Here is a 21,054-nt window from a genome sequence, read left to right on the forward strand (position 1 = left end):
AAGCGTCAGAGCCAGCGCGGGACGGCGTCCCGGTACCGCGCGAACTCGCTGCCGAACGCGGACGCCAGTGCGGCCTCCTCGGCCGGCACCTGGAACGTGGACAGTGCAGCCCAGACCGCGACGACGGGAAGCAGTGCGGCCGCACGGCCCCGCCACAGGGCGACGCTGACCAGTCCGCCGAGCAGCGCTGTGTACATGGGGTTCCGCGAGACCGAGTGGGCTCCCACCGTGACCAGCGACGTCACCTCGGTGATGCGGTGCGGGTCGATGGTGGTGGCCTCCCGTTGGAAACCCCGCACGCCCCAGGCCCCGAACGCGGCAGCCGCCACGAGGACCAGCAGCGACAGGGCGCGCGCCCACGTGGCAGGACGACGCCGCCGAAGGGTCAACTGGGCGAGGAGACCGCCGATGGCCCACACGACGGGCGGCACTTTTGCATCAAGATCCGGGAGCTGGGACATGTTGCCCACGCTAGCCCGATGAGGCTCACACGGCGACTGATTCGGGGGGCACCAGCGCGATGACGGACACGCCGTGCTGGGGCACCCTGATCCGATCGGTGACCACATTGACCTCGCCGCCGTCGAGGACGAAGAGCAGCACCGTCTCCTGACCCCAGGTGCGGCGGAAGTCGTCAAGGGTGAACCTGGGGGTCAGTTTCGTGTGCTTGACCTGGTGGCCGGCGGCCACGAGTTCCTTCAGCTGCGTATTGGTGCGGGGCGGCTCGAAGCAGGCGCGCGCCGTGAGGTGCGGTGCGGCTTCCGTGCGGAGCGACGCCGTGCCGCCGGGGTTGTCGTCGCGCGGCAGCTGGAACACGTTGGCCCGTCCCAGCACCTGGGAGAATTCCCTGGCGGCCGTGAAGTTCACCTCGTCCTCGGACGTGGCAGCGATGAGGGTCCTGGTGCCGGCCAGGTCCAGGTCCTTCACGGCGAATTCGCTGAGAATGTTGGCCAGGACAGCGTCCACCCCGACGCGACGCGCCTGGGCTGTCTTCTCGTATTCGCTGGTCACCACGGTGACGGGGACACCTGCACCCTTGAGGGCCAGCGCCACCTCGAGTACCCACTTCTGGCCCCCGACGAACAACACACCCTGCGGCGATGTCGTGGCCAGGCCCAGACGCTCCGCCAGCCTCCCCACTCCCAGCCCGTAGAGCGCGACGGTGCAGACGATGACGAGGAACACGAGCGGCACCAGCTCGGTGGCCTGACCCGCCAACTGGAAAAGGTTGTCCGCCCTGCCGGACAGGGCGTCGGCCTCGTCACCCGTGGCAAGGATTGCGGCCTCGCGGGCCTTGTCGGCGGCGCTGGTGAACTCCAGCCCGAAGATACTGGTGACGGCCGCGGCCACGATACCGCGGGGCGCCATGAAGGCCAGGAGGTGGCGTTCCTCCTTGGAGACCTTGGTGCCGATGAGCCCCAGGAGGACGCCGGCGGGGCGCACCACCACCACGAGGATCAGGACGAACAACAGCCCCGTGGGTGCCACAGCCACCACGTCGGCCGGTGCAACACGGCCCGCCAGGATGACGAACAGGACGCCCACGAACAGCACCTGGAGGTGCTCGGAGAACTCCTCCACGGGGCGCAGGTGAAGGTCCTTCCTGTTCCCGAGATAGATCCCGAGGACCGTCACAGTGAGCAGCCCGCTCTCGGACTGAATGGCGTTGGAGACGACCAGCGCTGCCACGGCGGTGCCCACGAAGGAGACACCGAGGAGGAAGTCGGGAATCTTGTTGTGCTTGACCACCAGTTCCAGGCCCACCCCCAGGCCGAGTCCCAGGACGGCCGCCACCAGGATGGTGAGGCCGAGCGTGCCCAGCAGCGTGGTGAGCCTGTCGCCGCCCCTGCCCAGTAGTACGCCCTGGAACACGAGCACCGCCAGCACGGCGCCGATGGGGTCCACCACGATCCCCTCCCACGTGAGCAGGGAGGCCACGCGCCGGGTGGGTCTCAGTGTGCGCAGGATGGGGCCGATGACGGTGGGACCCGTGACCACGAGGATGGCACCCACCAGCAGGGCGATCTCCCACTCGAACCCGACCAGCCACGCAGCGACGGTGATGAGGGCCCAGGTGATGGCAACGGTCACGGTGCAGAGACGGAAGACGGGACGCCCCAGATCCCGCACATCCCGGAAACGCAGTGTGAGCGCCCCCTCGAACAGGATGACGCCGACGGCCAGCGTCACCCCGCTGAAGAGAACCTCGCGGCCCAGCACGTCGTCGGGGTTGGCGAGCTGCCCCATCCCGAAACCGATGACCAGCAGCAGCAGGATGGAGGGCACCTTCACCCTCCACGCCAGCCATTGCGCAAAGATGGCCACCACTGCCACCAGGGCGAGGTATCCCGTCGGATCAAGGTTGGCGAAGGCCTCGGTTATTCTCTCCCAGATCTGTTGCACCGGTTCAGCCTTGCAGCCCTGCGGTGCAGAGTCCGACGACAACACCCAACCCGGGGCTCTTCCGCTCGGCAACCCCAAGGATGTTGAATGACGCCATGGAGTTCGAGTTCGAGGGCGAGGTCATCGAGTGGCGGGGGCCAGCGCCCTTCCTGTTCGTCCGCCTTCCGGATGACGTGTCTGAGGTGATCCTCGAATCGGCTGCGCTCCTCACGTACGGCTGGGGCTGCATCCCTGCACGGGCGGTGATCGGCTCCACCGCGTTCACGACGTCCCTGTTCCCACGCGAGGAGGGGTACCTCCTCCCCCTCAAGGTGGTGGTTCAACGCGCAGAGGGGGTCGGGCTCGGGGACGTGGTCACAGGGAGGCTCATGCTCACCCCGCGTTGAGGGTGAGCGTCTGGTTGAACGGAAACAATTCGACCCTCCTGGTGACATGCTGTGGGCATGACAGACAGCGACACCCATGAGCAGCCACTTCCGGGCGGCGACGTGACTGACGGCATCGTCCGTGTGGGAGACACCGTGCGTCGTCCTGTTGGCGAGCACTCCGGGCTCGTGCATCGGGCGTTGGAACACTTGGAGGCCGCCGGATTCGACGGCGCCCCCCGGTTCCTCGGAACCGACGACCAAGGGCGCGAGGTGCTGTCGTTCATCGATGGTGACGTGGCGGGACGGCCCTGGCCGGCCTGGGTGGCGGACCCCGCGCGGGGGGCCTCCGTGGCACGGCTGCTCCGTCGACTGGATGACTCCCTCGTCCTGTTGGGTCTCCCGGAACACAGCGCTGTGCGGTCCTGGCCATCCGGGGCACCCGAGCCGGTGGGGCCGACGGCCACCTTCCTCGGACATCGCGACGTGACCCCGGAGAACACTGTCTTCCGCGACGGCGAGGCCGTGGCGCTCATCGACTTCGATCTGCTCCGCCCGTCATCGAGGGTCGACGAAGTGGCGAACCTGCTGTTGTGGTGGGCCGGTTGGATGGCTCCCGAGGACAGGGATCCGGTGTTCGACGGCGTCGACCCCGGCGAACGTGGCCGACTGCTCGTCGACGCCTACGGGCTCTCCGACGAAGACGTCGACTGGGTGGTGCCGGTGTCCGTCTCAGCGGCGCAGCAGTCGTGGCACACCATGTCGCACCGGGCCGAGGAGTTGGGCGGTGGCTGGCGCCGCATGTGGGATGCGGGCGTGGGCGATCAGATCCGGCGACGTGAGCACTGGCTGGTGGCGGAGCAGAAGTCGCTCCGCCGTGCGCTCCGGGAGTCACTGGTTGACGAGTCCGAAGAGAAATCCTCATCCTGACCACGGCTTGTGGGGGGCATCCGGCACCCGCGACCGTGGCCGGTCCTCCGGCGCGGTGCAGCACAATGGTGGCATGACCACCCTCGCACGCCTTCTCCTGAGTTCCCTCGCGGGGATGCTGTCCCTGCTGATGTGGACCTCCGTGGCAGCGGCGTGCAGTTGCGCGGAGTTGAGTACGGCGGAGCACGCCGCCGACGCCGACGTGGTGGCGCGCGTCATCGTCGAGCGCGTCAACATTCCGGAGACCGGCGCCACTGACGGTCAACTGGCTGCGTACACCATGCGCCCCACCCACGTCTGGCAGGGAGATGTGATCTCGCAGTTCAAGGTCACGTCCGACCCGAACGGTGCAGCGTGCGGACTGGAGGGCATCACGCAGGGGCAGGACCTGGTGGTGTTCGCCAACAAGGTGGATGACGGCTGGACAGCCAACCTGTGTGGCGGGACGGCACCCGCAACCAAGGCCCTCGTGGCGGAACTGCTGGAGGTTGTGGGTCCGGGCGTCGCGGTGGACGCGGACCCCGAGGACCGGCCGGGGGACTGGCTGTGGCCCCTGGTCTCCGCTGGTGCTGCTGTGTTGCTGTTGGGCGGGGTCCTGACCATCTGGTGGATCAGGCCCCGGCGGGGCATCTGAGGACACGCCCCGCCGGGGTCAGCTCCGGGGCGCGCGGTCCACGTGTCAGTCGTGGCGCGCGAAGCTCAGCGTCTGCATCACCAATTCGCCCGCCTCGTCGGAGGCCGTGAGGTCGACGGTGGCGTGAATGGCCCAGTCACGGTTGCCGGCGGGATCATCGATCACCTGGCGCACCAGCCACTTCGTGCCGCCCTGCTGAGACTCGACGTCGAAGAACGACGGACCCCGGGAATCCGAGCCCGTCCGCATGTCGTCGTGCTCATCCCAGTAGTCGCCCAGTGCGTCGTCCCAGCGCTGCCGGGTCATGGCGGAGCCTGAGTCGAGTACCGCCAGGGCGTCGATGTCGTCGCGCGAAGCCAGGTCGACCCGACGCCACAGCGCGTTGCGCACCATGACGCGGAAGGCGCGCTGGTTGCCCGTGACGGGGCGGGCCGGCGGGGGGATCTCGTCGTGGTCCACAACGATGTCGGCCCCCATGGCACTGAGTGCTGCCCACTCGTCGAGCAGGGAGGAGTCGACCAGGCGAGTGACCTCGCCGAGCCAGGCGATGAGGTCCCCGAGTTCCTCGGTCCGGAAGCCCTCCGGGACCGTCTGCCGCAGCGCGCGGTAGGCGTCGGAGAGGTAGCGCAGCAGGAGACCCTCACTGCGTTGGATCTTCAGGTGCGCCACGTACTCACCGAAGGTCATGGCGGAGGTGAACATGTCACGGACAACGGACTTCGGGGAGACAGGGGTCTCCAGCAACCACGGCGCCTGCGCCGCCATTTCGATGTGCGCATTGGTGAGCTTCTCCTCCAGAGGCTTCTCCCAGGTCACGTCGTCGAGGATCTGCATCCGCTCCTCGTACTCGTAGCCGTCGGCCTTGAGCTCCTGGACCGTCTCTCCGCGGGCCCTGAACTGCTGCGCCATGAGGATGGTGCGGGGGTCCTCGATGGTGCCCTCGATGACGCTGACGACGTCCAGGGCGTAGTCCGGGGACTCCTCGTCGAGGGTCTCGATGACCGCCAGGGCGAAGGCCGACAGGGGCTGGTTGAGGGCGAAGTCGCGCTGCAGGTCCACGTCCATGGCGTAGCGGCGACCGGTGGGGGTGGGCTGCGGCAGCCGGGTCACGACGCCGGAGCGGATGAGCGAGCGACCCAGGGCGGAGGCGCGGGTGAGGAGTTGGCGGCGTGCGCGACCGGGCTCGACGCAGCTGTCGACCAGACGGACGAGCGCGGCCGCGACGTCACCGTCGCGCTGGAGGAGGTTCAGGAGCATGGCGTGGGTGACGCGCATCCGGCCCTGCAGTTCCTCGGGCTGGCTGTCGATGAGCTTGAGGAACGTGGCCTCTGCGTAGTTGACGAAACCCTCGGGTGGCTTTTTGCGGCGGACGGACTTCAGCTTCTTCTCGTCGCCTGCGTGTTTGGCGAGGATCTTGGCGTTCTCCACGTCGTGGTCGGCGGCCTGCGCGACGACGTAGCCGATGGTGTCGAAGCCGGCCCGGCCGGCCCTGCCCGCGATCTGGTGGAACTCGCGGCTCCGGAGGTGTCGCTGGCGGCGGCCGTCGAACTTGGTGAGGGAGCTGAACAACACGGTCCGGATGGGGACGTTGATGCCTACTCCCAGGGTGTCGGTGCCGCAGATCACCGTGAGCAGGCCACGTTGAGCCAATTGCTCCACGAGGCGGCGGTAGCGGGGCAGCATCCCGGCGTGGTGGACGGCGATGCCGGAGCGCAGCAGCTTCACGAGTGTTGTGCCGAAGCCACTGGAGAACTTGAAGCCGGCCAGTGCCTCCTTGAGGTCCTCCGGGACGGCCTTGCTGGCACGTTTCACCACGCCCTGGCTCAGCAACGCCTGTGCCCGCTCGACGGCGGCCGCCTGCGTGGAGTGGACGATGTAGACGGGCGCCTGCTGGTTCTCCACGAGCGTGGCAATGGTGTCGTGGATGGGGTCGAGCGACCAGCGGTAGACCAGCGGGACTGGACGCTCAGCCCCACCGATGATCGACGTCGGACGACTCGTGCGCTTCTCGAGGTCGCCCGCGAGCTTGGTCACGTCGCCGAGCGTCGCGGACATGATGATGAACTGCGCCTGCGGAAGCTCCACGAGCGGTACCTGCCAGGCCCACCCGCGGTCGCGGTCGGCGATGAAGTGGAACTCGTCCATCACCACCTGGTCGACGTCGGCGTCGGCGCCCTCGCGCAGGGCGATGTTGGCCAGTATCTCCGCGGTGCAGCAGATGATGGGTGCGTCGGGGTTGACGGAGGCGTCACCGGTGACCATGCCCACCTGGTCGGCCCCGAACACTCCGCACAGGGCGAAGAACTTCTCGCTGACGAGGGCCTTGATGGGGGCCGTGTAGTAGGTGCGCCCCCGCTGGGCCAGCGTCACGAAGTGGGCGCCCAGTGCGATGAGTGACTTCCCGGAGCCGGTGGGGGTTGTGACGATGACGTTTGCGCCCGTCAGGATCTCCAGAAGCGCCTCGTCCTGGTGCGGGTAGAGCGGCAGCCCGTCGGCCTCAGCCCATGCCACGAAGCCCTCGTAGAGGGAGTCGGAATCCTTGGGGCCATTGAGTACTTCGGTGAGCGTCATCGCTCACCATGGTGTCATGGTCGAGGAGTTGCCTGCCATGGAGCGGAGAATCAGTCAGCCAGCGTGACGTCCTCGCGCCCCACTCCCAGCGACTCCAGGGGGACGTTCCAGACCTCCACGCGCCGTGGGGACCAGGCGCACATCGTCTGCGCTTCATCTTCGATCACGTGGAACTCCAGCGTGCCGTGCCCCGTGTGCAGGATCTCAGACGACTCGGTGCACCGATTCCAGACCGCCACCACCGCAACGCCGTCGGTGAGTGTGACGTCTCCCAGTTCGCCGGTACGGGCCTGTCGCATGTCCGCCGGCAGATCCTTCACCCATTGATCCCACGCCCCCTGATCGGCGAGCAGTGTGGCTCCCTGCATGAGGACCTGCTGGCCGACCGGATCCTTCGACTCCTCGTGCCAACTGATCACCACCGTTCCCACGCTCGGTGTTGTGCATCCAGTCAGCAGCAGCAGAGCAGTCACTGACACTGCGATGACACCGCGGCTCGGTTTCATGGGGGCCTCCTGGCGTTCAGGGTAGGCGGTCACCACCTCGACGTTGGGCTGAAGTCGGAAGAAAAGGTGCTCCCCGGGGTTCCATTATCGAACGCGTGAGCGTATTATGGAGGCATGGGAGCGACGGGAGGGTCGGCGGCGGAGCGGCTGAAGGCCGCCGTGGTGGCGCAGCGTCGCGGCGCCGCTGATGAGCTGCAGGCGTTGGTGGACCTGGTGGTGGACTACGACATCATCATTGATGATGACCTGATTGATGTGTTGGTGACGTCGACCGTTCCTGGTGGTGGTGAGGGCACCCCGCGGGCAGCAACGTCACGATCCAACCGGTGATCGACCTGAACACTCTCCCGGCGGAACACCAGTACCGGCCCTCCGCCCGGATGCGGGAGGCAACCCAGTTGCTCTACCCCACCGAAATGTTCCCCTACTCCCACACCCCGAGTCGGGGTCTGGACCTGGATCACAGCGAGGCGTACCGGCCCTCGTGTCGTGACCCCCAGACAGGGATCGGGTTGCTGGCACCGTTGGGCAGGAAGGTCCACCGCGCGAGGACGGCGGGGGCCTGGCGTGCGCTGCACCGGGCTGCCGGGGAGATCGTGTGGACCAGTCCGCTGGGGTTTGAGTACCTCGTCACGCCGGAGCGCACCGTCGCGTTGGAGTAGTCGAAGGCGGCGGACGCTAGCCTTCGTGTCGTGATCATTGCTGCTGCTGACGGTTCGTCGCTGTCCAACCCCGGTCCCGCAGGCTGGGCCTGGTACGTGAGTGACGACATCTGGGCAGCGGGCGGATGGCCCCACGGCACGAACAACATGGGCGAACTGATGGCAGTGCTCGACCTCCTCCAGTCGACGGCGCATGTGGAGGAGCCCATCAGGATCCTGTGCGACTCCCAGTACGTCATCAATTCGCTGACCAAGTGGATGCCGGGATGGAAGCGCCGCGGGTGGAAGAAGGGCGACGGCAAACCAGTGCTCAACGTCGACCTCATGAAGGAACTCGACGTCGCGCTTCAGGACCGCGAGGTGGAGTTCGAGTGGGTCAAGGGTCACGCCGGTCACGCCATGAATGAGGCCGCCGACGTCCGCGCGCGCGCAGCGGCCACCGCCTTCCAGCAGGGGGTCCCCGCCGACGAGGGGCCCGGGTTTCCCGAGTCCACCACGCAGCCCGCCAGGCGGCAGGAGTTCGCACCCAAGACGGTGGACGAGGAGCCCGACCTCTTCAGTTTTGACGCCCCCGCCGAGCCGGAGTCAACGACCCCTGGCAACGCGAGCCCCCGTACGAAGGCGTGGCTGATCCGTCTGACCCGTGAGATTCTCAGCGAAGAGGTTCGAACTGATCCGAAGAAGCTGCGGGAGCTCCTGCACCACGAATTCGTGTCCCACTCCGTGGACGGCGAGATTGTCACGGCCGCCCACGGCGCATGGGAACCGACGTCACCAGACTTCGAGGTCCTCGGCATTGATGAATACGCCGACGGACTCGTCGGCATGCGATGGATTCACCACGCCGACGGTGACCGACTGAGGTTCTCGCTCTGGCAGAAGCTGCCCGCGGGCTGGAAGCTGCGATTCGCCCAGGTGACCCGGCAACCCTGACCCGACGCAGCTCCGCGGAGCGCCGATGGGACCATGGGGCATGGACACGCCCACCACGGATGACCAGCCACGCGCGGAAATGACCCTCGAGGGACCCGACAGGGGGATCATCCGAGAGCTCGGGGGAAAGTGGGCCTGGCGTTTCTGGTGGCCACTGGGGCTGTGGGCGCTGAGTGCTGCGTCCATCGCCACGTTTCGACCCGGCGCTTCCACCGAGGCGCCCATCCCTCTGCTCCTCGGTGGCCTCATCACGGCGGTCCTCATCTGGGTGATGGGTGCCGGTTCCGCCATCAAACATGGCCACAACAGAACCCTCGTCCGGATGATCGCGACCGTGACCACGGTCGTGGTCAGTGGCGTGGGCATCGCGGTGGGGGCGGTGGCCCGGGTCCTTGAGGCCACCATCGTCGGCAACGACAACGCAAGGATCTTCATCACCGGCTCCGGCAAGGGGGAGGATCACACTCAGTTCATCGGCCTCACCGAGAACCTGTACCTCGACCACGGCGTCCAAATCCTCGCCGTGATCGCCGTCATCTGTTGGTTCCTGGTCGGCAGGGCGGGCGTGGGTGGAAAGGCCCACTGACGCGCACTCCCACGGGAACAGTGATGCAGCCGGGTTGCTGGTTGGTTCCCGAGCACGCGGACAGGGCCGCGGTCAGCAGCACCCCGGTGGAGATCCATCGCCTCGTCATCTCCACTCCCTCAAGTCTGACCTCGGGTTGGCACGAACCAGCCCGCCCTCTGCAGATGGTGTGATCTGCGTTGGAGCCACGGCTATAGGATGACGCCCATGTGTGCTGATGTTCTTGCCGCCGTCGCGTGGCCCTACGCGAATGGCCCCCGTCACATCGGACACGTCTCGGGGTTCGGTGTTCCCTCTGACGTGTTCTCCCGCTTCAAGCGGATGACCGGGCACAACGTGCTCATGGTCTCCGGAACGGACGAGCACGGCACCGCCATCCAGGTGAAAGCGGAGCAGGAGGGGCTGACGGCACGCGAATGCGCCGACAAGTACCACCGCATCATCGCCACGGACCTGCAGGGACTGGGCCTGTCCTACGACCTCTACACCCGCACCACCACACCCAACCACTACGCGGTGGTGCAGGAGGTGTTCACGGCGCTCCACGACAACGGCTACGTCGTTGCCCAGACGCAGATGGGGGCGCTGTCCCCGTCGACGGGCCGCACCTTGCCCGACCGCTTCATCGAGGGTATCTGCCCCATCTGCGGCTTCGACGGCGCCCGGGGCGACCAGTGCGACAACTGCGGCAACCAGTTGGATCCCGCCGACCTCATCAACCCGCGCTCGCGCATCAACGGGGAGGCGCCGAACTTCGTCGAGACGGAGCACTTCTTCCTCGACCTGCCGAAACTGGCCGACGCGCTGGGCGCCTGGCTGGACACTCGCGAGGACTGGCGCCCCAACGTCTTGAAGTTCAGCCACAACCTTCTGGCCGACCTGCGTCCGCGCGCCATCACCCGCGACCTCGACTGGGGCGTCCCCGTACCCCTCGACGGCTGGCGGGATGCGCCCATGAAGCGCATCTACGTCTGGTTCGACGCCGTCATCGGCTACCTGTCCGCGTCGATCGAATGGGCCAGGCGCAACGGTGACCCCGAGTCGTGGCGCACATTCTGGAACTCCGAGACGGCCGAGTCCTACTACTTCATGGGCAAGGACAACATCGTCTTCCACTCCGTCATCTGGCCCGGCATCATGCTGGGCGCCAACGGCCAGGGCGCCGTCGGTGGCGAAGTGCACGAGGCCCTGGGTGAACTGCAACTGCCCACCGAGGTGGTCTCCAGCGAGTTCCTCACCATGAAGGGCTCCAAGGTTGCCAGTTCCCGCGGGGCCTCGATCTTCGTGGGTGACTTCCTCAAGGAGTTCGGTCCCGACGCGCTGCGGTTCTACATCGCAGTCGCCGGCCCGGAGAACCAGGACACTGACTTCACGTGGGACGAGTTCATCCGACGGATCAACTACGAGCTCGCCAACGAGTGGGGCAACCTCGTCAACCGGTCCATCTCCATGGCGCACAAGCAGGTGGGTGCCATCCCGGAGCGTGGGGAACTGACCTTCGAGGACGGCCAGCTGCTCGACGCATCCTCGAACGCCTTCACCACGGTCGGAGAACACATCGCCGCCCGCCGGTTCAAGGCAGGCATCACCGAGGCCATGCGCATCGTCGGTCTGGCCAACAAGTACCTCAGCGACCAGGAGCCCTGGAAGCTGAAGGAGGACCCCGAGCGACGCGACACCGTGCTGCACGTGGCGCTACAGGCCATCAGCGACTGCAACACCCTGCTGACGCCCTTCCTCCCGCACTCCGCCCAGAAGATCTTCGAGGCGCTGGGTGGCGAGGGTGTCTGGGCCGCGCAGCCGGAACTGGTGGAGGTCACCGACGGAGACCTCACGTACCCGATCCTGCAGGGTGACTACGCCTCGGAGCAGGCCCGCTGGGCGCCCCGCATGATCGTCGCCGGAACCCCGTTGCAGAAGCCGACACCGCTGTTCACCAAGCTCGACGAGACCCTTGGCCAGACCGGCCCCAGCTGGGCCCCCATCGCCACGGACTGATCCCTTCCGGGGCGACGGCGTAGTGAGGGCTGCTCAGGTGTCGACTTTCTCTGTTGCCTGAGTGCCGCCCATGAGGGACCAATGGCGGTGTAGCGAAGGGCTGGTGAGGGGGTGGGCGTCCTTCGATAAGCCCTGCTCGTTCTACACATTGTGGTGCCCGGTGTCCGTCGTTGCTCGGTCTACGCAACCGTCGCGGATGGGCGCGGTGAGCCCGCGGTGCGCTTCTGACCAGCCAACTCGGCGACGATGCGCGTCGCCTCCCGCATGCCCACGGGTCGGAAGCCCGCAGTCATGGCGTCGCGGGTCAACTGGGGTTCGCTGCGGTGGATGGCGATGCCACGGCGCAGCAGCACCGCCGGCGTCTTCCGCTTCTCCTTCAGGTCCCGCGCCAGGCGGCGGGCGAAGTTGGTCGAGCGGTGACGGGCCAACCACAGTGCCTCGACGGGTAGTCCGGCTGCGTGCGCCGCTGCAAGGAGCGGGGGCGCAAAGATGCCTTCGACCATCAGGACTCGTGCATCACCCAGGTCCAGCACGCGTGACCCGACGCGCTTCGACTGGGAGATGTCGTACTGGGGCACCTCCGTGCTGCCGTCCCGCAGCAGCCGGGCGATCGTCTCAAGGGCCAGATCGCAATCCCACGACGCTGCGTCGTCCCAGTCGACGATCCCGAGGGTGCGGGGCAGGCCTGGGTGGTCCAGATCGCGATAGAACTCATCCAACGACAGCGACGCGACGCCGCCGGAATCCGTGGCCGCCCGGCTGAGCCGAGACTTGCCACAACCTGAGGGTCCCGCCACCAGCAGCAGTGTCCTTGAAGTCACCAGGGCAGCCTACCGGTCCTGAAGGGCGACAGACTCAAGGTCGGTCGTCACCAGGAGCCGACGCTGCCGCCTCCACCGCCGAAGCCGCCGCCGCCACTGAAGCCGGAGAAGCCCGAGGAGCTTCCGGAGGCGCCCTGCACGTTGGCGGCCGCCGCCGCTGCCGAGGCCTCGGCCATGGCGTTGTTGAAGCCGTGGGTCAGGTTGCCCAGCATCGTGGCGAAGATGTAGCTGTTGTACAGGTTCGCGCCGTAGTACCAGGACAGGTCGGCCTCGTAACGCCCAGCGGCCCCGAGGTCGGCGAACACCTTGGCCCACCGGTCCGCCACGCCGAAGATCATGGCGTAGGGGAGGTACCGGCTGAAGACGTCGACCCCCTCCTCGAACTTGATCTGGTCAGCCTCGGCGGTGCGCAGGTACAACTCGAAGCCCTTGGTCTCCGCCAGGACCGCCGAGCCGAGCGCGGTGCGGGTGCGGAACCGGCCGGACATCACGATGAGGCCAATGCCGAGGACCGCAACGGGGATGGCGGCCAGGCCCCAGCCGATCTGGGCGAGGCCGAAGCCTGCGACCCCCGCGACCGCGAGGATCACGACTCCCAGCGCTATGGGTGCCAGCTGGGAGGTGGCGGGATTCCGCTTGAACCACTTCCGGCTGACCACGCGGGCGTACAGGTCGGCCTTGGCCTTGTCCTGGAGTCCTGCGTAGCTGGCGTCCTTCAACTCGCTGACCCGCACTTCGTCGCCAGTCTTGAAGATGCGCTCCAGCAGTTTGCTCTCGTACTTGACCAGCTCGTCCGCCTCGCGGCGGGTTCGCGTCAGGAGGTGGTCGTTGTTGCCGGCATCGCTGATCCTCAGGTGCCCGCGCACTGCCAGGTCCACGAGGGTGGCGGAAACGTCGACGGTGTCCGCGGTCGCGTCCACGAGGGTTCCGATCTCCCCGGGGCGGGTGCTCTTCGGGGGCCGGAACGCGACCGCAACGTTCTGCTTGCCGGACCTCTTGCCGATCCGGACGTTGTCACCCTTGCCGGGGGTGAGGCCGGGGGTCAGCCCCACGAAAACGTCGTCGCGGGCGTGGCGGCGGAAGATGGTGACCAGCGCCACCACGGCCCCCAGGCCCAGGAGTCCGGCGGTTGCGCCGGTCCCGGCGTTCACTTCGAACATGTTGGTGGCGGTGACGCGCCTGGTCTTGATCTGCTGCACGCCCCCGAAGGTGCCGGCGGGGAAGCCGGCCACCACCTGCACAGGGTTTCCGGGATCCAGCGTGGCGATGGTGTAGGTGGCGGAGCTGCCCGTGGCGCTGTTCGTGCACTTCTCCTGGAAGTCGGTGCCGTAGAAGCAGGCGGTCCGGGAGACGTCGGCGGGGCCGTTGATGCTCACCTGGACGTCGCTCATGCGGGACGTGGTGCCGCCGCCGATCGCGTTCCAGCTGAACTCATCCAGGCCGCTCTGCGCCTGGTTGGACACGATCAGGCCCTTGACGGTGTACGAGACGATGTAGCTCTGCGGGGTGGTGTAGAACGTGTCCTCCTGCCCCACGCGGAGCAGCACGTTCCCGTCCTGACGCTCCAACGACGTGTCACTGCGGGCCCCGGAGGGGGACGACACCTGGATGTCGGAGATGGGGAACGAGAACCACTCGTCCGGGTTCTGGCCGTCCTCCTGCCGTTCGGGGAACACGAACGTGGGTCCGCGACCCCGGAACTGGCTGAAGTCCATGACCATGTCGATGGTCACCTGGGTGTCGCCCCCCGGAGTCAGGGTGGCATCGATGTGGTACTTGGTGATGGGTGCTGACTGGTCGGCGCTGGCAGGTGAGGCCACCCCCAGCATCCCCACGACTGCCAACAGCAGTACGGCCAGGCCCATGCGCATCGTCCTCATGCTTCCCAAGGGTAGTCATGACACAAGGACGATGGCGCCAGGCCTCCCGTACCCGTCGTCGATCAGACGCCCAGGGCCGTGGCCATCTGCTCGCGTAGCCCCTTGAGCAACCCGGCTGCCAGTGTTCGTGCGGCGGTGCCGGTGGAGGAGTCGGCCGGCGACAGCACCACCTCCAGGTAGCACTTCAGCTTGGGTTCGGTGCCGGAGGGCCGGGCCACCACGTGGATGCTCTCGCCCGTGAGTTCCACACCGTCGGTGGGGGGCAGGCCTTCCCCGCCCTCCAGCAGGTCGCGGTACGCGACGGGCTCGTCGAGCAACTCCGTCGGCGGGTTGGCGCGCAGCCGAGCCATGGCGTCGGTGATCTCGGAGAGGTTCTCCACCCTCACCGACAGCTGGCTGGTGGCGTGGAGCCCGTACGTGGCGGCGATCTCGTTGAGGCGGTCCTCGAGCGTCTTGCCCTCGGCCTTCAGTTCGGCCACGAGCCGCAGCACGGTCAGGGCAGCGGTGAGTCCGTCCTTGTCGGGCACGGAGTGGGGGTCGCAGCAGTAGCCGATGGCCTCCTCGTACCCGAATGCCATGTCCGGCACCCGACCGATCCACTTGAAGCCCGTGAGCGTGATGACGTGCTGCCTGCCGGCCGCATGAGCGATCTTGCGCAGCAACGTCGAGGACACCACGGAGTTGGCCAGCACACCGGGGGCGCCGGAGCGGATGATGGCATCGCCCAACAGCCCGCCGAGTTCGTCGCCGGTGAGCATCCGCCATGCGCCGTCAATCCTGCTGGCGACGGCGCACCTGTCGGCGTCCGGGTCGTTGGCGATGACGACGTCGGCGCCCTTCTCCTCGGCCAGTGCCAGGGCGAGGTCGATGGCGCCCTTCTCCTCCGGGTTCGGGAACGCGACGGTGGGGAAGTCGGCATCGGGTTCGGCCTGTTCGGCCACTTCGATGCCAGCCGGGAACCCGGCTGCGGCGGCGACGTCGCGCATCGGCTTGCTGCCGACGCCGTGCATGGCGGTGTGCACCCACGTCACGTCGCGGGGAGCGTCTGCGGGCACCAGGGTGGCGGCGTGGGCCGTGTAGGCCTCCTGCAGCTCGCCATGAACCACCACGTACTCGTCGCTGCGGTCGACCTTCTGCAGCGTCTCCGGCGGGAAGTTCTCGATGTGCGAGGCGATCTCCGCGTCAGTGGGGGGAATGATCTGCGACCCGTCGCCCAGGTACACCTTGTAGCCGTTGTCCTGCGGCGGGTTGTGGGACGCCGTGACGACGATCCCGGCCACGCACCCGAAGTGGCGGACGCCGAACGCGACAAGAGGAGTGGGGGTGGGCTCGGACGTCAGCAGCACGCGATAGCCCTGACCGGCCAGAATCCTTGCGGACTCGCGGGCGAACTCGTCGGACTTCCAGCGCGCGTCGTAGCCGATGAGCACCTTGCCGCCGGCGTGGTCGTTCGCGTCCAGCCAGGCCCCGATGCCGGCCGCGGCGGCGCCCACCACGAGCGCGTTCATGCGGCTGGGACCGGGCCCGGTCCTGCCGCGCAGCCCGGCCGTCCCGAACTGCAGGAAGCCGTCGAACTGCGAACGCAACTGCTGCAGGGCGTCCTCCCGCAGCGACGGATCCTCCAGTTGGCGCATCTGCTGCCCGAGGTGGGCGCGGGTGTCGGGGTCCGGGTCGGCGGCCAGCCAGGCGCGTGCCTGTGTGATGAGGGTCTTGTCGGTCATTCTCGCTCCCGTTTTCAGAGGGTCTTCACGATGTCGGACAGCAGGGCGGCCAGGCGGGGCCCGGCCTGCTTGCCTGCCTCGAGCACTTCGGCGTGGTTGAGGTCGGAGTCACCCATGCCGGCGGCGGCGTTGGTGACCAGCGAGATGCCCAGCACCTCGAGCCCTGCCTCGCGGGCCGCGATGGTCTCGAGCGTGGTGGACATGCCCACCAGGTCGCCGCCCAGGATCCCCGCCATCCTGACCTCGGCGGGCGTCTCGTACTGGGGCCCGCGGAACTGGACGTAGACGCCTTCCGGCAGGTCGGGGTCGACGGTGTGCGCCAGGTCCCGCAGCCGCTGGGAGTATGCCTCTGTCAGGTCGATGAACGTGGCGCCGTGCAGGGGGGTGTCGCCCGTGAGGTTGATGTGGTCGCGGATGAGGACTGGGGTGCCGGGTGCCCAGGCAGGGTTGAGCCCGCCGCAGCCATTGGTGAGGACGAGCGTCGAGGCGCCCCAGGCAGCGGCGGTGCGGACGCCGTGCACCACGGGATCGGCCCCCCGGCCCTCGTAGTAGTGGGTGCGGCCGGTGAAGACGGCAGCGACCTTGCCGGATGCGGTGCGGATGGCCAGGAGTCGACCGCCGTGCCCGCTCACCACGGGCTTGGAGAAGCCGGGGACGTCGCCGAGCTCCAGTTCGCCCAGGCTCTCACCCAGATCGTCGGCGCCGCTGGACCAGCCGGAGCCCAGGACCAGGGCGATGTCGATGCGGGGGACGGACAGGGCCTTGGCCACGTGTTCCGCTGCTGTCCGGGCCAGAATTGTGGGATCTTCACTCATCCCTGCACACTATCGGCTGCCCCCGGCACGGGTGGGGGCACCCGGGGAAGTGGCGGCACCTCCGGTCAGCCCCCGTGGTGGGGGTCTGTGAAAGGATGAGGGCCGTGACGAAGGTAGTGATCATCGGAGGCGGTCCCGGCGGCTACGAGGCGGCCCTGGTGGGCAGCCAACTGGGCGGTGATGTGACCCTGGTGGAACGGGACGGCCTCGGCGGAGCGGCCGTGCTGACCGACTGCGTGCCTTCCAAGACCCTGATCGCCACGGCCGAGGTGATGAGCACCATGGAACGCGCTGCGGAACTGGGGCTGCACTTCCCGGGCGACGACGGCGCTGACGCCATCGAGGTCAACATGACCGAGCTCAACAAGCGCGTCCTCGACCTCGCCCACGCCCAGTCGCGCGACATCGACGCCCGCCTGCGGCACGAGGGTGTGCGCATCATCGTCGGCGGCGGCATTTTGCAGGGCCCCAACCGGGTCGACGTCACCACCACTGAAGGCACCGAGGAGTTGGACGCCGACATCATCCTGCTGGCCACCGGCACCACCCCTCGTGAACTCCCCGAGGCGCGCTGCGACGGGACCCGCATCCTCAACTGGAAGCAGCTCTACCAGCTCGACGCCATCCCCGAGCGGCTCATCGTCGTCGGCTCCGGCGTCACGGGGGCTGAGTTCGCCTCCGCCTACGACGCCCTGGGCTGCGACGTGGTGCTGGTGTCCTCCCGCCAGCAAGTGCTGCCCGGTGAGGACCAGGACGCCGCCAACGTGCTCCAGCGCGCGTTCACGAGGCGCGGCATGGAAGTCATGAGCGAGGCGCGTGCCGAATCCGCCCGCGTCGAGGGCGACGAAGTGGTGGTGGGTCTGACCGACGGCCGCGAGGTGCGGGGTTCGCATTGCCTGATGGCGGTGGGCTCCATCCCCAACTCCGCCGGACTGGGGATGGAGGAGGCCGGCGTGACGCTGACCCCCGGAGGCCACGTGCTGGTGGACCGTGTGTCCCGGACCAGCGTCCGCAACATCTACGCCGCCGGGGACGTCACGGGAGTATTCCCGCTCGCTTCGGTGGCGGCCATGCAGGGCCGTATTGCCATGTGGCACGCGCTGGGCGACGCCGTCAGCCCGCTGGACCTCCGCAAGGTCAGCTCCAACGTCTTCACCTCCCCCGAGATCGCCACCGTCGGCACCAGCCAGAAGCAGGTGGATTCCGGCGAGGTGCGGGTCGCCTCGGTGCTGTTGCCGCTGGCCAGCAACGCGCGCGCCAAGATGCAGGGTTTCACCGACGGGTTCGTCAAACTCTTCTGCCTGCCCACCACGGGCATCATCGTGGGCGGCGTGGTGGTGGCACCCAACGCCTCCGAGCTCATCCACTCCGTGGCCGTGTGCGTGGGGCAGCGGGTCACCGTGGACGAGTTCAGCGCCAGCTTCACGGTCTACCCGTCCATGACGGGTTCGCTCGCGGAGGCCGCTCGCAGACTGCACCACACCGGGGGAGAGTTCCTCACCTCGTGATCAATCGGGGACGGCTCAGTCGTCCAGCATCCCCATCAGCAGGCTGAAGCCACCGATCATCATGGCCCCCTGCGTCATGCGTCGCATGCTGGGGTCGTGCATCCAGGGGCCGTAGTAGCCGCGCGCCCACGCGGCGTGGTTGCGGTCCTCCCAGTACGGCACCGCGGTCTGCCCGGCGTTGACCATCCGTATCCTGGGGTCGGCGCCGAGGCTGATGCGGGAGGCGTCGACGGCACACGCAGGCACCTGTCGTGCCACGCCCCCGGCGGGGGCCCATGCGACGTCCTCGACGGAGGGGCCGTGGGCGGGATCGAAGAAGCAGGGCGGGCGACGTGTGGGCAGTGGCTTGCCGAGGGCCCGGGCCCGCACGCACGCCATGGCGTAGCGACCCTCCTCGAGGATGTGGGTGATGTGGGTGGCCTCGGAGTCGGCCCGTGCACCCTGCAGCGCCAGTTTGGCGTTCTCGTAGGCGTCGAGCGCCCGCGTGTAATCGCCGCGCGCATCGTCTGTCAGGACGTAGCCAACCACGTCGAAGTCCAGCTCCCGCAGCTCGATGCCGAAGTGGGTGATGTCGGAGTCGATGGCCGCGCGGGAGGCCACGCTGAGGGGCACATCAGTGGGAAGACCCCATGCGCCCCGGGAGAAACCGTACGGGGAGGGCTGGCCGCCCGGCCCACCCCACTGGAGGTGCGGCGGGGCCGCGGTGGTGGGTCCGCCGGGTGCGCCCAGCGAACGACGGCGACCGTCGGCCATGCCCGAAAGGAGCATGGTCATGACAGTCACCAAGAGCATCAGCCCGAGCATCGTCATGCATTCAGGGTACGTCGCGTCCCCAAGGACGGGGGCCGCCGTGAGTGACTGACTGCTCAGTCGATGATGTCGCAGAGCACCTGTCCGGCGGTGACACTGGCACCTGTCTCCATGGCGAGGGCGGAGATGGTGCCGGAGCGGTGCGCCACCAGTGGCTGCTCCATCTTCATGGCCTCGATGACGGCCACGGCCTGGCCCTCCTCGACGGAGTCGCCCTCCACGACGTTCACCTTCACGATGGTGCCCTGCATGGGTGCGGTCAACGCGTTCCCGGACGGGGCGGAGACCTTGGCGCCGCCCCGGGCTCGTTTCGTGGGGCGGGCCGACTTCGCCGCGGTGGACGGGCGGGCCCCGAAACCGGCGGGGAGCTTGACCTCCATACGGCGGCCGTTGACCTCCACGGCGATGACCTCGGGTTCACCCTCGTCGTCCGGCTCGCCGATCGTGCCGGCGTAGGGGGCGATTTCGCCGGTGAACTCGGTCTCGATCCAGCGTGTGTGCACCAGGAAGTTGCCGTCGGGGGCCACGAACGCGGGTTCGTTGAGGACCGCCTCGTGGAACGGGACGACGGTGGGCATGCCGTCCACCTGCAGTTCGGCCAGCGCGCGGCGGGAGCGGGCGATGGCCTGCTGCCGGTCGGCGCCCGTCACGATCACCTTGGCCACGAGCGAGTCGAATGCCCCCGGGACGGTCATTCCTGCGTGGTACCCCTCATCGACGCGGACGCCCGGCCCGCTGGGGGCGTGCCACCTCACGAGCGTGCCGGGGGCTGGCATGAAGTTGCGGCCGGCGTCCTCGGCGTTGATGCGGAACTCGATGGAGTGGCCGCGCGCCACGGGGTCGTCGTAGCCGAGCTCCTCGCCGCTGGCGATCCGGAACATCTCCCGCACCAGGTCCAGGCCGGTGACCTCCTCGGACACGGGGTGCTCCACCTGCAGCCGGGTGTTGACCTCGAGGAAGGAGATGGCGCCGTTCTGGCCCACGAGGAACTCGCAGGTGCCTGCACCGACGTACCCCGCCTCCTTGAGGATCGCCTTGCTGGAGCTGTAGAGCTGGTCCACCTGGTCCTCGCTGAGGAACGGTGCAGGGGCCTCCTCCACCAGCTTTTGGTGGCGGCGCTGCAGCGAGCAGTCGCGCGTGGAGACCACCACGACGTTGCCGTGCTGGTCGGCGAGGCACTGTGTTTCGACGTGGCGGGGCTTGTCGAGGTACAGCTCCACGAAGCACTCGCCGCGACCGAATGCCGTCACGGCCTCCCGGGTGGCTGACTCGAACAACTCGGGGATGTCCTCGATGGTGTGGGCCACCTTCAACCCGCGCCCACCGCCACCGAACGCTGCCTTGATGGCGACGGGCAGGCCGTGTTCGCGCGCGAAGGCCACCACCTCGTCGGGCCCGGAGACAGGGTCCGGGGTGCCGGGGACCTGGGGGGCGCCGACGCGCTGCGCGATGTGGCGGGCGCGGACCTTGTCGCCCAGCTCCTCAATGGCCGAAGGTGGGGGGCCTATCCAGATCAGCCCGGCGTCAATGATCGACTGCGCGAACTGGGCGTTCTCAGCAAGGAAGCCGTAGCCGGGATGGACGGCATCGGCGCCGGTGCGTTCCGCGACAGCCAGCAGCTTCTCCACGTTCAGGTACGTGTCGGCGGGTGTGGCCCCGTTCAGACTGAAGGCCTCGTCAGCGAGCTTCACGAACAGGGAGTCTGCGTCGGAGTCGGCGTAGACCGCCACAGAGATGATGCCGGCGTCACGGGCCGCCCGGATCACCCGGACCGCGATCTCGCCACGATTGGCGATCAGAACCTTGGAGATGGATCGAGTGCCCACTGGATTTCCTCCTGGCGTGAAAAGGGGTTGCCACGCTCACTGTAGTGGCGTTGGCCCCCGCCGGTTGGAGTGGGGCAGCACCGCT

At 68.0% G+C, this 21,054-nt stretch carries 19 protein-coding genes; 9 read left to right on the forward strand and 10 right to left on the reverse strand.

Features of this window, described 5'->3' with window-relative positions; all coding sequences use genetic code 11:
* Nucleotides 1-5: 5 nt before the first annotated feature.
* Together EAX62_RS06690 and EAX62_RS06695 are read right to left on the reverse strand one after the other, a co-directional pair.
* Nucleotides 6-461, reverse strand: coding sequence for a methyltransferase family protein (locus EAX62_RS06690; protein WP_158600579.1), 456 nt, complete (start codon nucleotides 459-461; stop codon nucleotides 6-8).
* A 25-nt stretch (nucleotides 462-486) separates the two neighbouring features.
* Nucleotides 487-2,403 carry a cation:proton antiporter gene (locus EAX62_RS06695; RefSeq protein WP_199711141.1) on the reverse strand — a complete coding sequence of 639 codons (1,917 nt, stop codon included), beginning with the start codon at nucleotides 2,401-2,403 and terminating at the stop codon, nucleotides 487-489.
* A gap of 95 nt (nucleotides 2,404-2,498) precedes the next feature.
* Between EAX62_RS06695 and EAX62_RS06700 the strand changes: the two genes are divergently transcribed.
* The 3 genes from EAX62_RS06700 to EAX62_RS06710 all read left to right on the forward strand — a co-directional run bounded on the left by EAX62_RS06700 (nucleotide 2,499) and on the right by EAX62_RS06710 (nucleotide 4,332).
* A complete protein-coding gene (locus tag EAX62_RS06700; RefSeq protein ID WP_121900792.1) occupies nucleotides 2,499-2,789 on the forward strand; it encodes a DUF1905 domain-containing protein in 291 nt (96 codons plus the stop codon).
* Nucleotides 2,790-2,846: 57 nt separating this feature from the next.
* The gene (locus tag EAX62_RS06705) at nucleotides 2,847-3,698 is read left to right on the forward strand and encodes a phosphotransferase (RefSeq protein ID WP_121901062.1); all 852 of its coding nucleotides are present in this window, start codon (nucleotides 2,847-2,849) and stop codon (nucleotides 3,696-3,698) included.
* A gap of 73 nt (nucleotides 3,699-3,771) precedes the next feature.
* Nucleotides 3,772-4,332: a hypothetical protein gene (locus EAX62_RS06710; protein WP_121900793.1), complete on the forward strand. Its 561-nt coding sequence runs from the start codon at nucleotides 3,772-3,774 to the stop codon at nucleotides 4,330-4,332.
* 45 nt (nucleotides 4,333-4,377) lie between these two features.
* Here the strand turns inward: EAX62_RS06710 and EAX62_RS06715 are convergent, their stop codons facing one another.
* On the reverse strand, nucleotides 4,378-6,903 hold the full coding sequence (locus EAX62_RS06715) for a DEAD/DEAH box helicase (protein ID WP_121900794.1): 2,526 nt from the start codon (nucleotides 6,901-6,903) through the stop codon (nucleotides 4,378-4,380).
* Between the two features lie 50 nt (nucleotides 6,904-6,953).
* Nucleotides 6,954-7,409, reverse strand: a complete 456-nt coding sequence (locus EAX62_RS06720; protein ID WP_147454038.1) for a hypothetical protein — start codon at nucleotides 7,407-7,409, stop codon at nucleotides 6,954-6,956.
* A gap of 114 nt (nucleotides 7,410-7,523) precedes the next feature.
* On the opposite strand from EAX62_RS06720, the gene EAX62_RS06725 reads away from it, so the two are divergent.
* The 5 genes from EAX62_RS06725 (at nucleotide 7,524) to metG (ending at nucleotide 11,588) form a co-directional block, all read left to right on the forward strand.
* A complete protein-coding gene (locus EAX62_RS06725; RefSeq protein WP_121900796.1) occupies nucleotides 7,524-7,739 on the forward strand; it encodes a hypothetical protein in 216 nt (71 codons plus the stop codon).
* Complete coding sequence (locus EAX62_RS06730) at nucleotides 7,736-8,071, forward strand: hypothetical protein (protein ID WP_121900797.1); 336 nt, start codon at nucleotides 7,736-7,738, stop codon at nucleotides 8,069-8,071. The genes EAX62_RS06725 and EAX62_RS06730 overlap by 4 nt, the downstream gene beginning before the upstream one ends.
* 30 nt (nucleotides 8,072-8,101) lie before the next feature.
* Nucleotides 8,102-9,004, forward strand: coding sequence for a ribonuclease H family protein (locus EAX62_RS06735; protein WP_121900798.1), 903 nt, complete (start codon nucleotides 8,102-8,104; stop codon nucleotides 9,002-9,004).
* A 40-nt stretch (nucleotides 9,005-9,044) separates the two neighbouring features.
* Nucleotides 9,045-9,590, forward strand: coding sequence for a hypothetical protein (locus tag EAX62_RS06740; protein WP_121900799.1), 546 nt, complete (start codon nucleotides 9,045-9,047; stop codon nucleotides 9,588-9,590).
* Nucleotides 9,591-9,797: 207 nt separating this feature from the next.
* A complete protein-coding gene (gene metG, locus EAX62_RS06745) occupies nucleotides 9,798-11,588 on the forward strand; it encodes a methionine--tRNA ligase (RefSeq protein ID WP_121900800.1) in 1,791 nt (596 codons plus the stop codon).
* Nucleotides 11,589-11,767: 179 nt separating this feature from the next.
* Here the strand turns inward: metG and EAX62_RS06750 are convergent, their stop codons facing one another.
* From EAX62_RS06750 to EAX62_RS06765, 4 genes are all read right to left on the reverse strand, one after another.
* Nucleotides 11,768-12,409: a uridine kinase family protein gene (locus tag EAX62_RS06750; RefSeq protein WP_121900801.1), complete on the reverse strand. Its 642-nt coding sequence runs from the start codon at nucleotides 12,407-12,409 to the stop codon at nucleotides 11,768-11,770.
* A 47-nt stretch (nucleotides 12,410-12,456) separates the two neighbouring features.
* Entirely contained in the window at nucleotides 12,457-14,289 is a 1,833-nt protein-coding gene (locus tag EAX62_RS06755) for a DUF2207 domain-containing protein (RefSeq protein ID WP_233557828.1), read from the reverse strand.
* 62 nt (nucleotides 14,290-14,351) lie between these two features.
* Nucleotides 14,352-16,010 carry a phospho-sugar mutase gene (locus tag EAX62_RS06760; protein ID WP_121900803.1) on the reverse strand — a complete coding sequence of 553 codons (1,659 nt, stop codon included), beginning with the start codon at nucleotides 16,008-16,010 and terminating at the stop codon, nucleotides 14,352-14,354.
* Between the two features lie 14 nt (nucleotides 16,011-16,024).
* The gene (locus EAX62_RS06765) at nucleotides 16,025-16,825 is read right to left on the reverse strand and encodes a purine-nucleoside phosphorylase (RefSeq protein ID WP_121900804.1); all 801 of its coding nucleotides are present in this window, start codon (nucleotides 16,823-16,825) and stop codon (nucleotides 16,025-16,027) included.
* A gap of 104 nt (nucleotides 16,826-16,929) precedes the next feature.
* Here EAX62_RS06765 and EAX62_RS06770 point away from each other — a divergent pair, with 104 nt between their 5' ends.
* Nucleotides 16,930-18,333: an NAD(P)H-quinone dehydrogenase gene (locus tag EAX62_RS06770; protein ID WP_121900805.1), complete on the forward strand. Its 1,404-nt coding sequence runs from the start codon at nucleotides 16,930-16,932 to the stop codon at nucleotides 18,331-18,333.
* Nucleotides 18,334-18,348: 15 nt separating this feature from the next.
* Here EAX62_RS06770 and EAX62_RS06775 read toward each other — a convergent pair whose 3' ends face one another.
* Together EAX62_RS06775 and EAX62_RS06780 are read right to left on the reverse strand one after the other, a co-directional pair.
* Complete coding sequence (locus EAX62_RS06775) at nucleotides 18,349-19,143, reverse strand: hypothetical protein (protein ID WP_147454039.1); 795 nt, start codon at nucleotides 19,141-19,143, stop codon at nucleotides 18,349-18,351.
* 56 nt (nucleotides 19,144-19,199) lie between these two features.
* On the reverse strand, nucleotides 19,200-20,969 hold the full coding sequence (locus EAX62_RS06780; protein ID WP_199711142.1) for an ATP-binding protein: 1,770 nt from the start codon (nucleotides 20,967-20,969) through the stop codon (nucleotides 19,200-19,202).
* Nucleotides 20,970-21,054 lie beyond the last annotated feature (85 nt).

It is taken from the genome of Tessaracoccus antarcticus (assembly GCF_003688855.1).
Classification (GTDB): Bacteria; Actinomycetota; Actinomycetes; order Propionibacteriales; family Propionibacteriaceae; genus Arachnia; species Arachnia antarctica.

Bases quoted from the DNA above. Each gene is read 5' to 3' on its own strand.
- EAX62_RS06690 (WP_158600579.1), bottom strand. From the start codon at position 461: ATGTCCCAGCTCCCGGATCTTGATGCAAAAGTGCCGCCCGTCGTGTGG.
- EAX62_RS06700 (WP_121900792.1), top strand. From the start codon at position 2,499: ATGGAGTTCGAGTTCGAGGGCGAGGTCATCGAGTGGCGGGGGCCAGCG.
- EAX62_RS06705 (WP_121901062.1), top strand. From the start codon at position 2,847: ATGACAGACAGCGACACCCATGAGCAGCCACTTCCGGGCGGCGACGTG.
- EAX62_RS06710 (WP_121900793.1), top strand. From the start codon at position 3,772: ATGACCACCCTCGCACGCCTTCTCCTGAGTTCCCTCGCGGGGATGCTG.
- EAX62_RS06715 (WP_121900794.1), bottom strand. From the start codon at position 6,903: ATGACGCTCACCGAAGTACTCAATGGCCCCAAGGATTCCGACTCCCTC.
- EAX62_RS06720 (WP_147454038.1), bottom strand. From the start codon at position 7,409: ATGAAACCGAGCCGCGGTGTCATCGCAGTGTCAGTGACTGCTCTGCTG.
- EAX62_RS06725 (WP_121900796.1), top strand. From the start codon at position 7,524: ATGGGAGCGACGGGAGGGTCGGCGGCGGAGCGGCTGAAGGCCGCCGTG.
- EAX62_RS06740 (WP_121900799.1), top strand. From the start codon at position 9,045: ATGGACACGCCCACCACGGATGACCAGCCACGCGCGGAAATGACCCTC.
- metG (WP_121900800.1), top strand. From the start codon at position 9,798: ATGTGTGCTGATGTTCTTGCCGCCGTCGCGTGGCCCTACGCGAATGGC.
- EAX62_RS06755 (WP_233557828.1), bottom strand. From the start codon at position 14,289: ATGAGGACGATGCGCATGGGCCTGGCCGTACTGCTGTTGGCAGTCGTG.
- EAX62_RS06760 (WP_121900803.1), bottom strand. From the start codon at position 16,010: ATGACCGACAAGACCCTCATCACACAGGCACGCGCCTGGCTGGCCGCC.
- EAX62_RS06765 (WP_121900804.1), bottom strand. From the start codon at position 16,825: ATGAGTGAAGATCCCACAATTCTGGCCCGGACAGCAGCGGAACACGTG.
- EAX62_RS06775 (WP_147454039.1), bottom strand. From the start codon at position 19,143: ATGACGATGCTCGGGCTGATGCTCTTGGTGACTGTCATGACCATGCTC.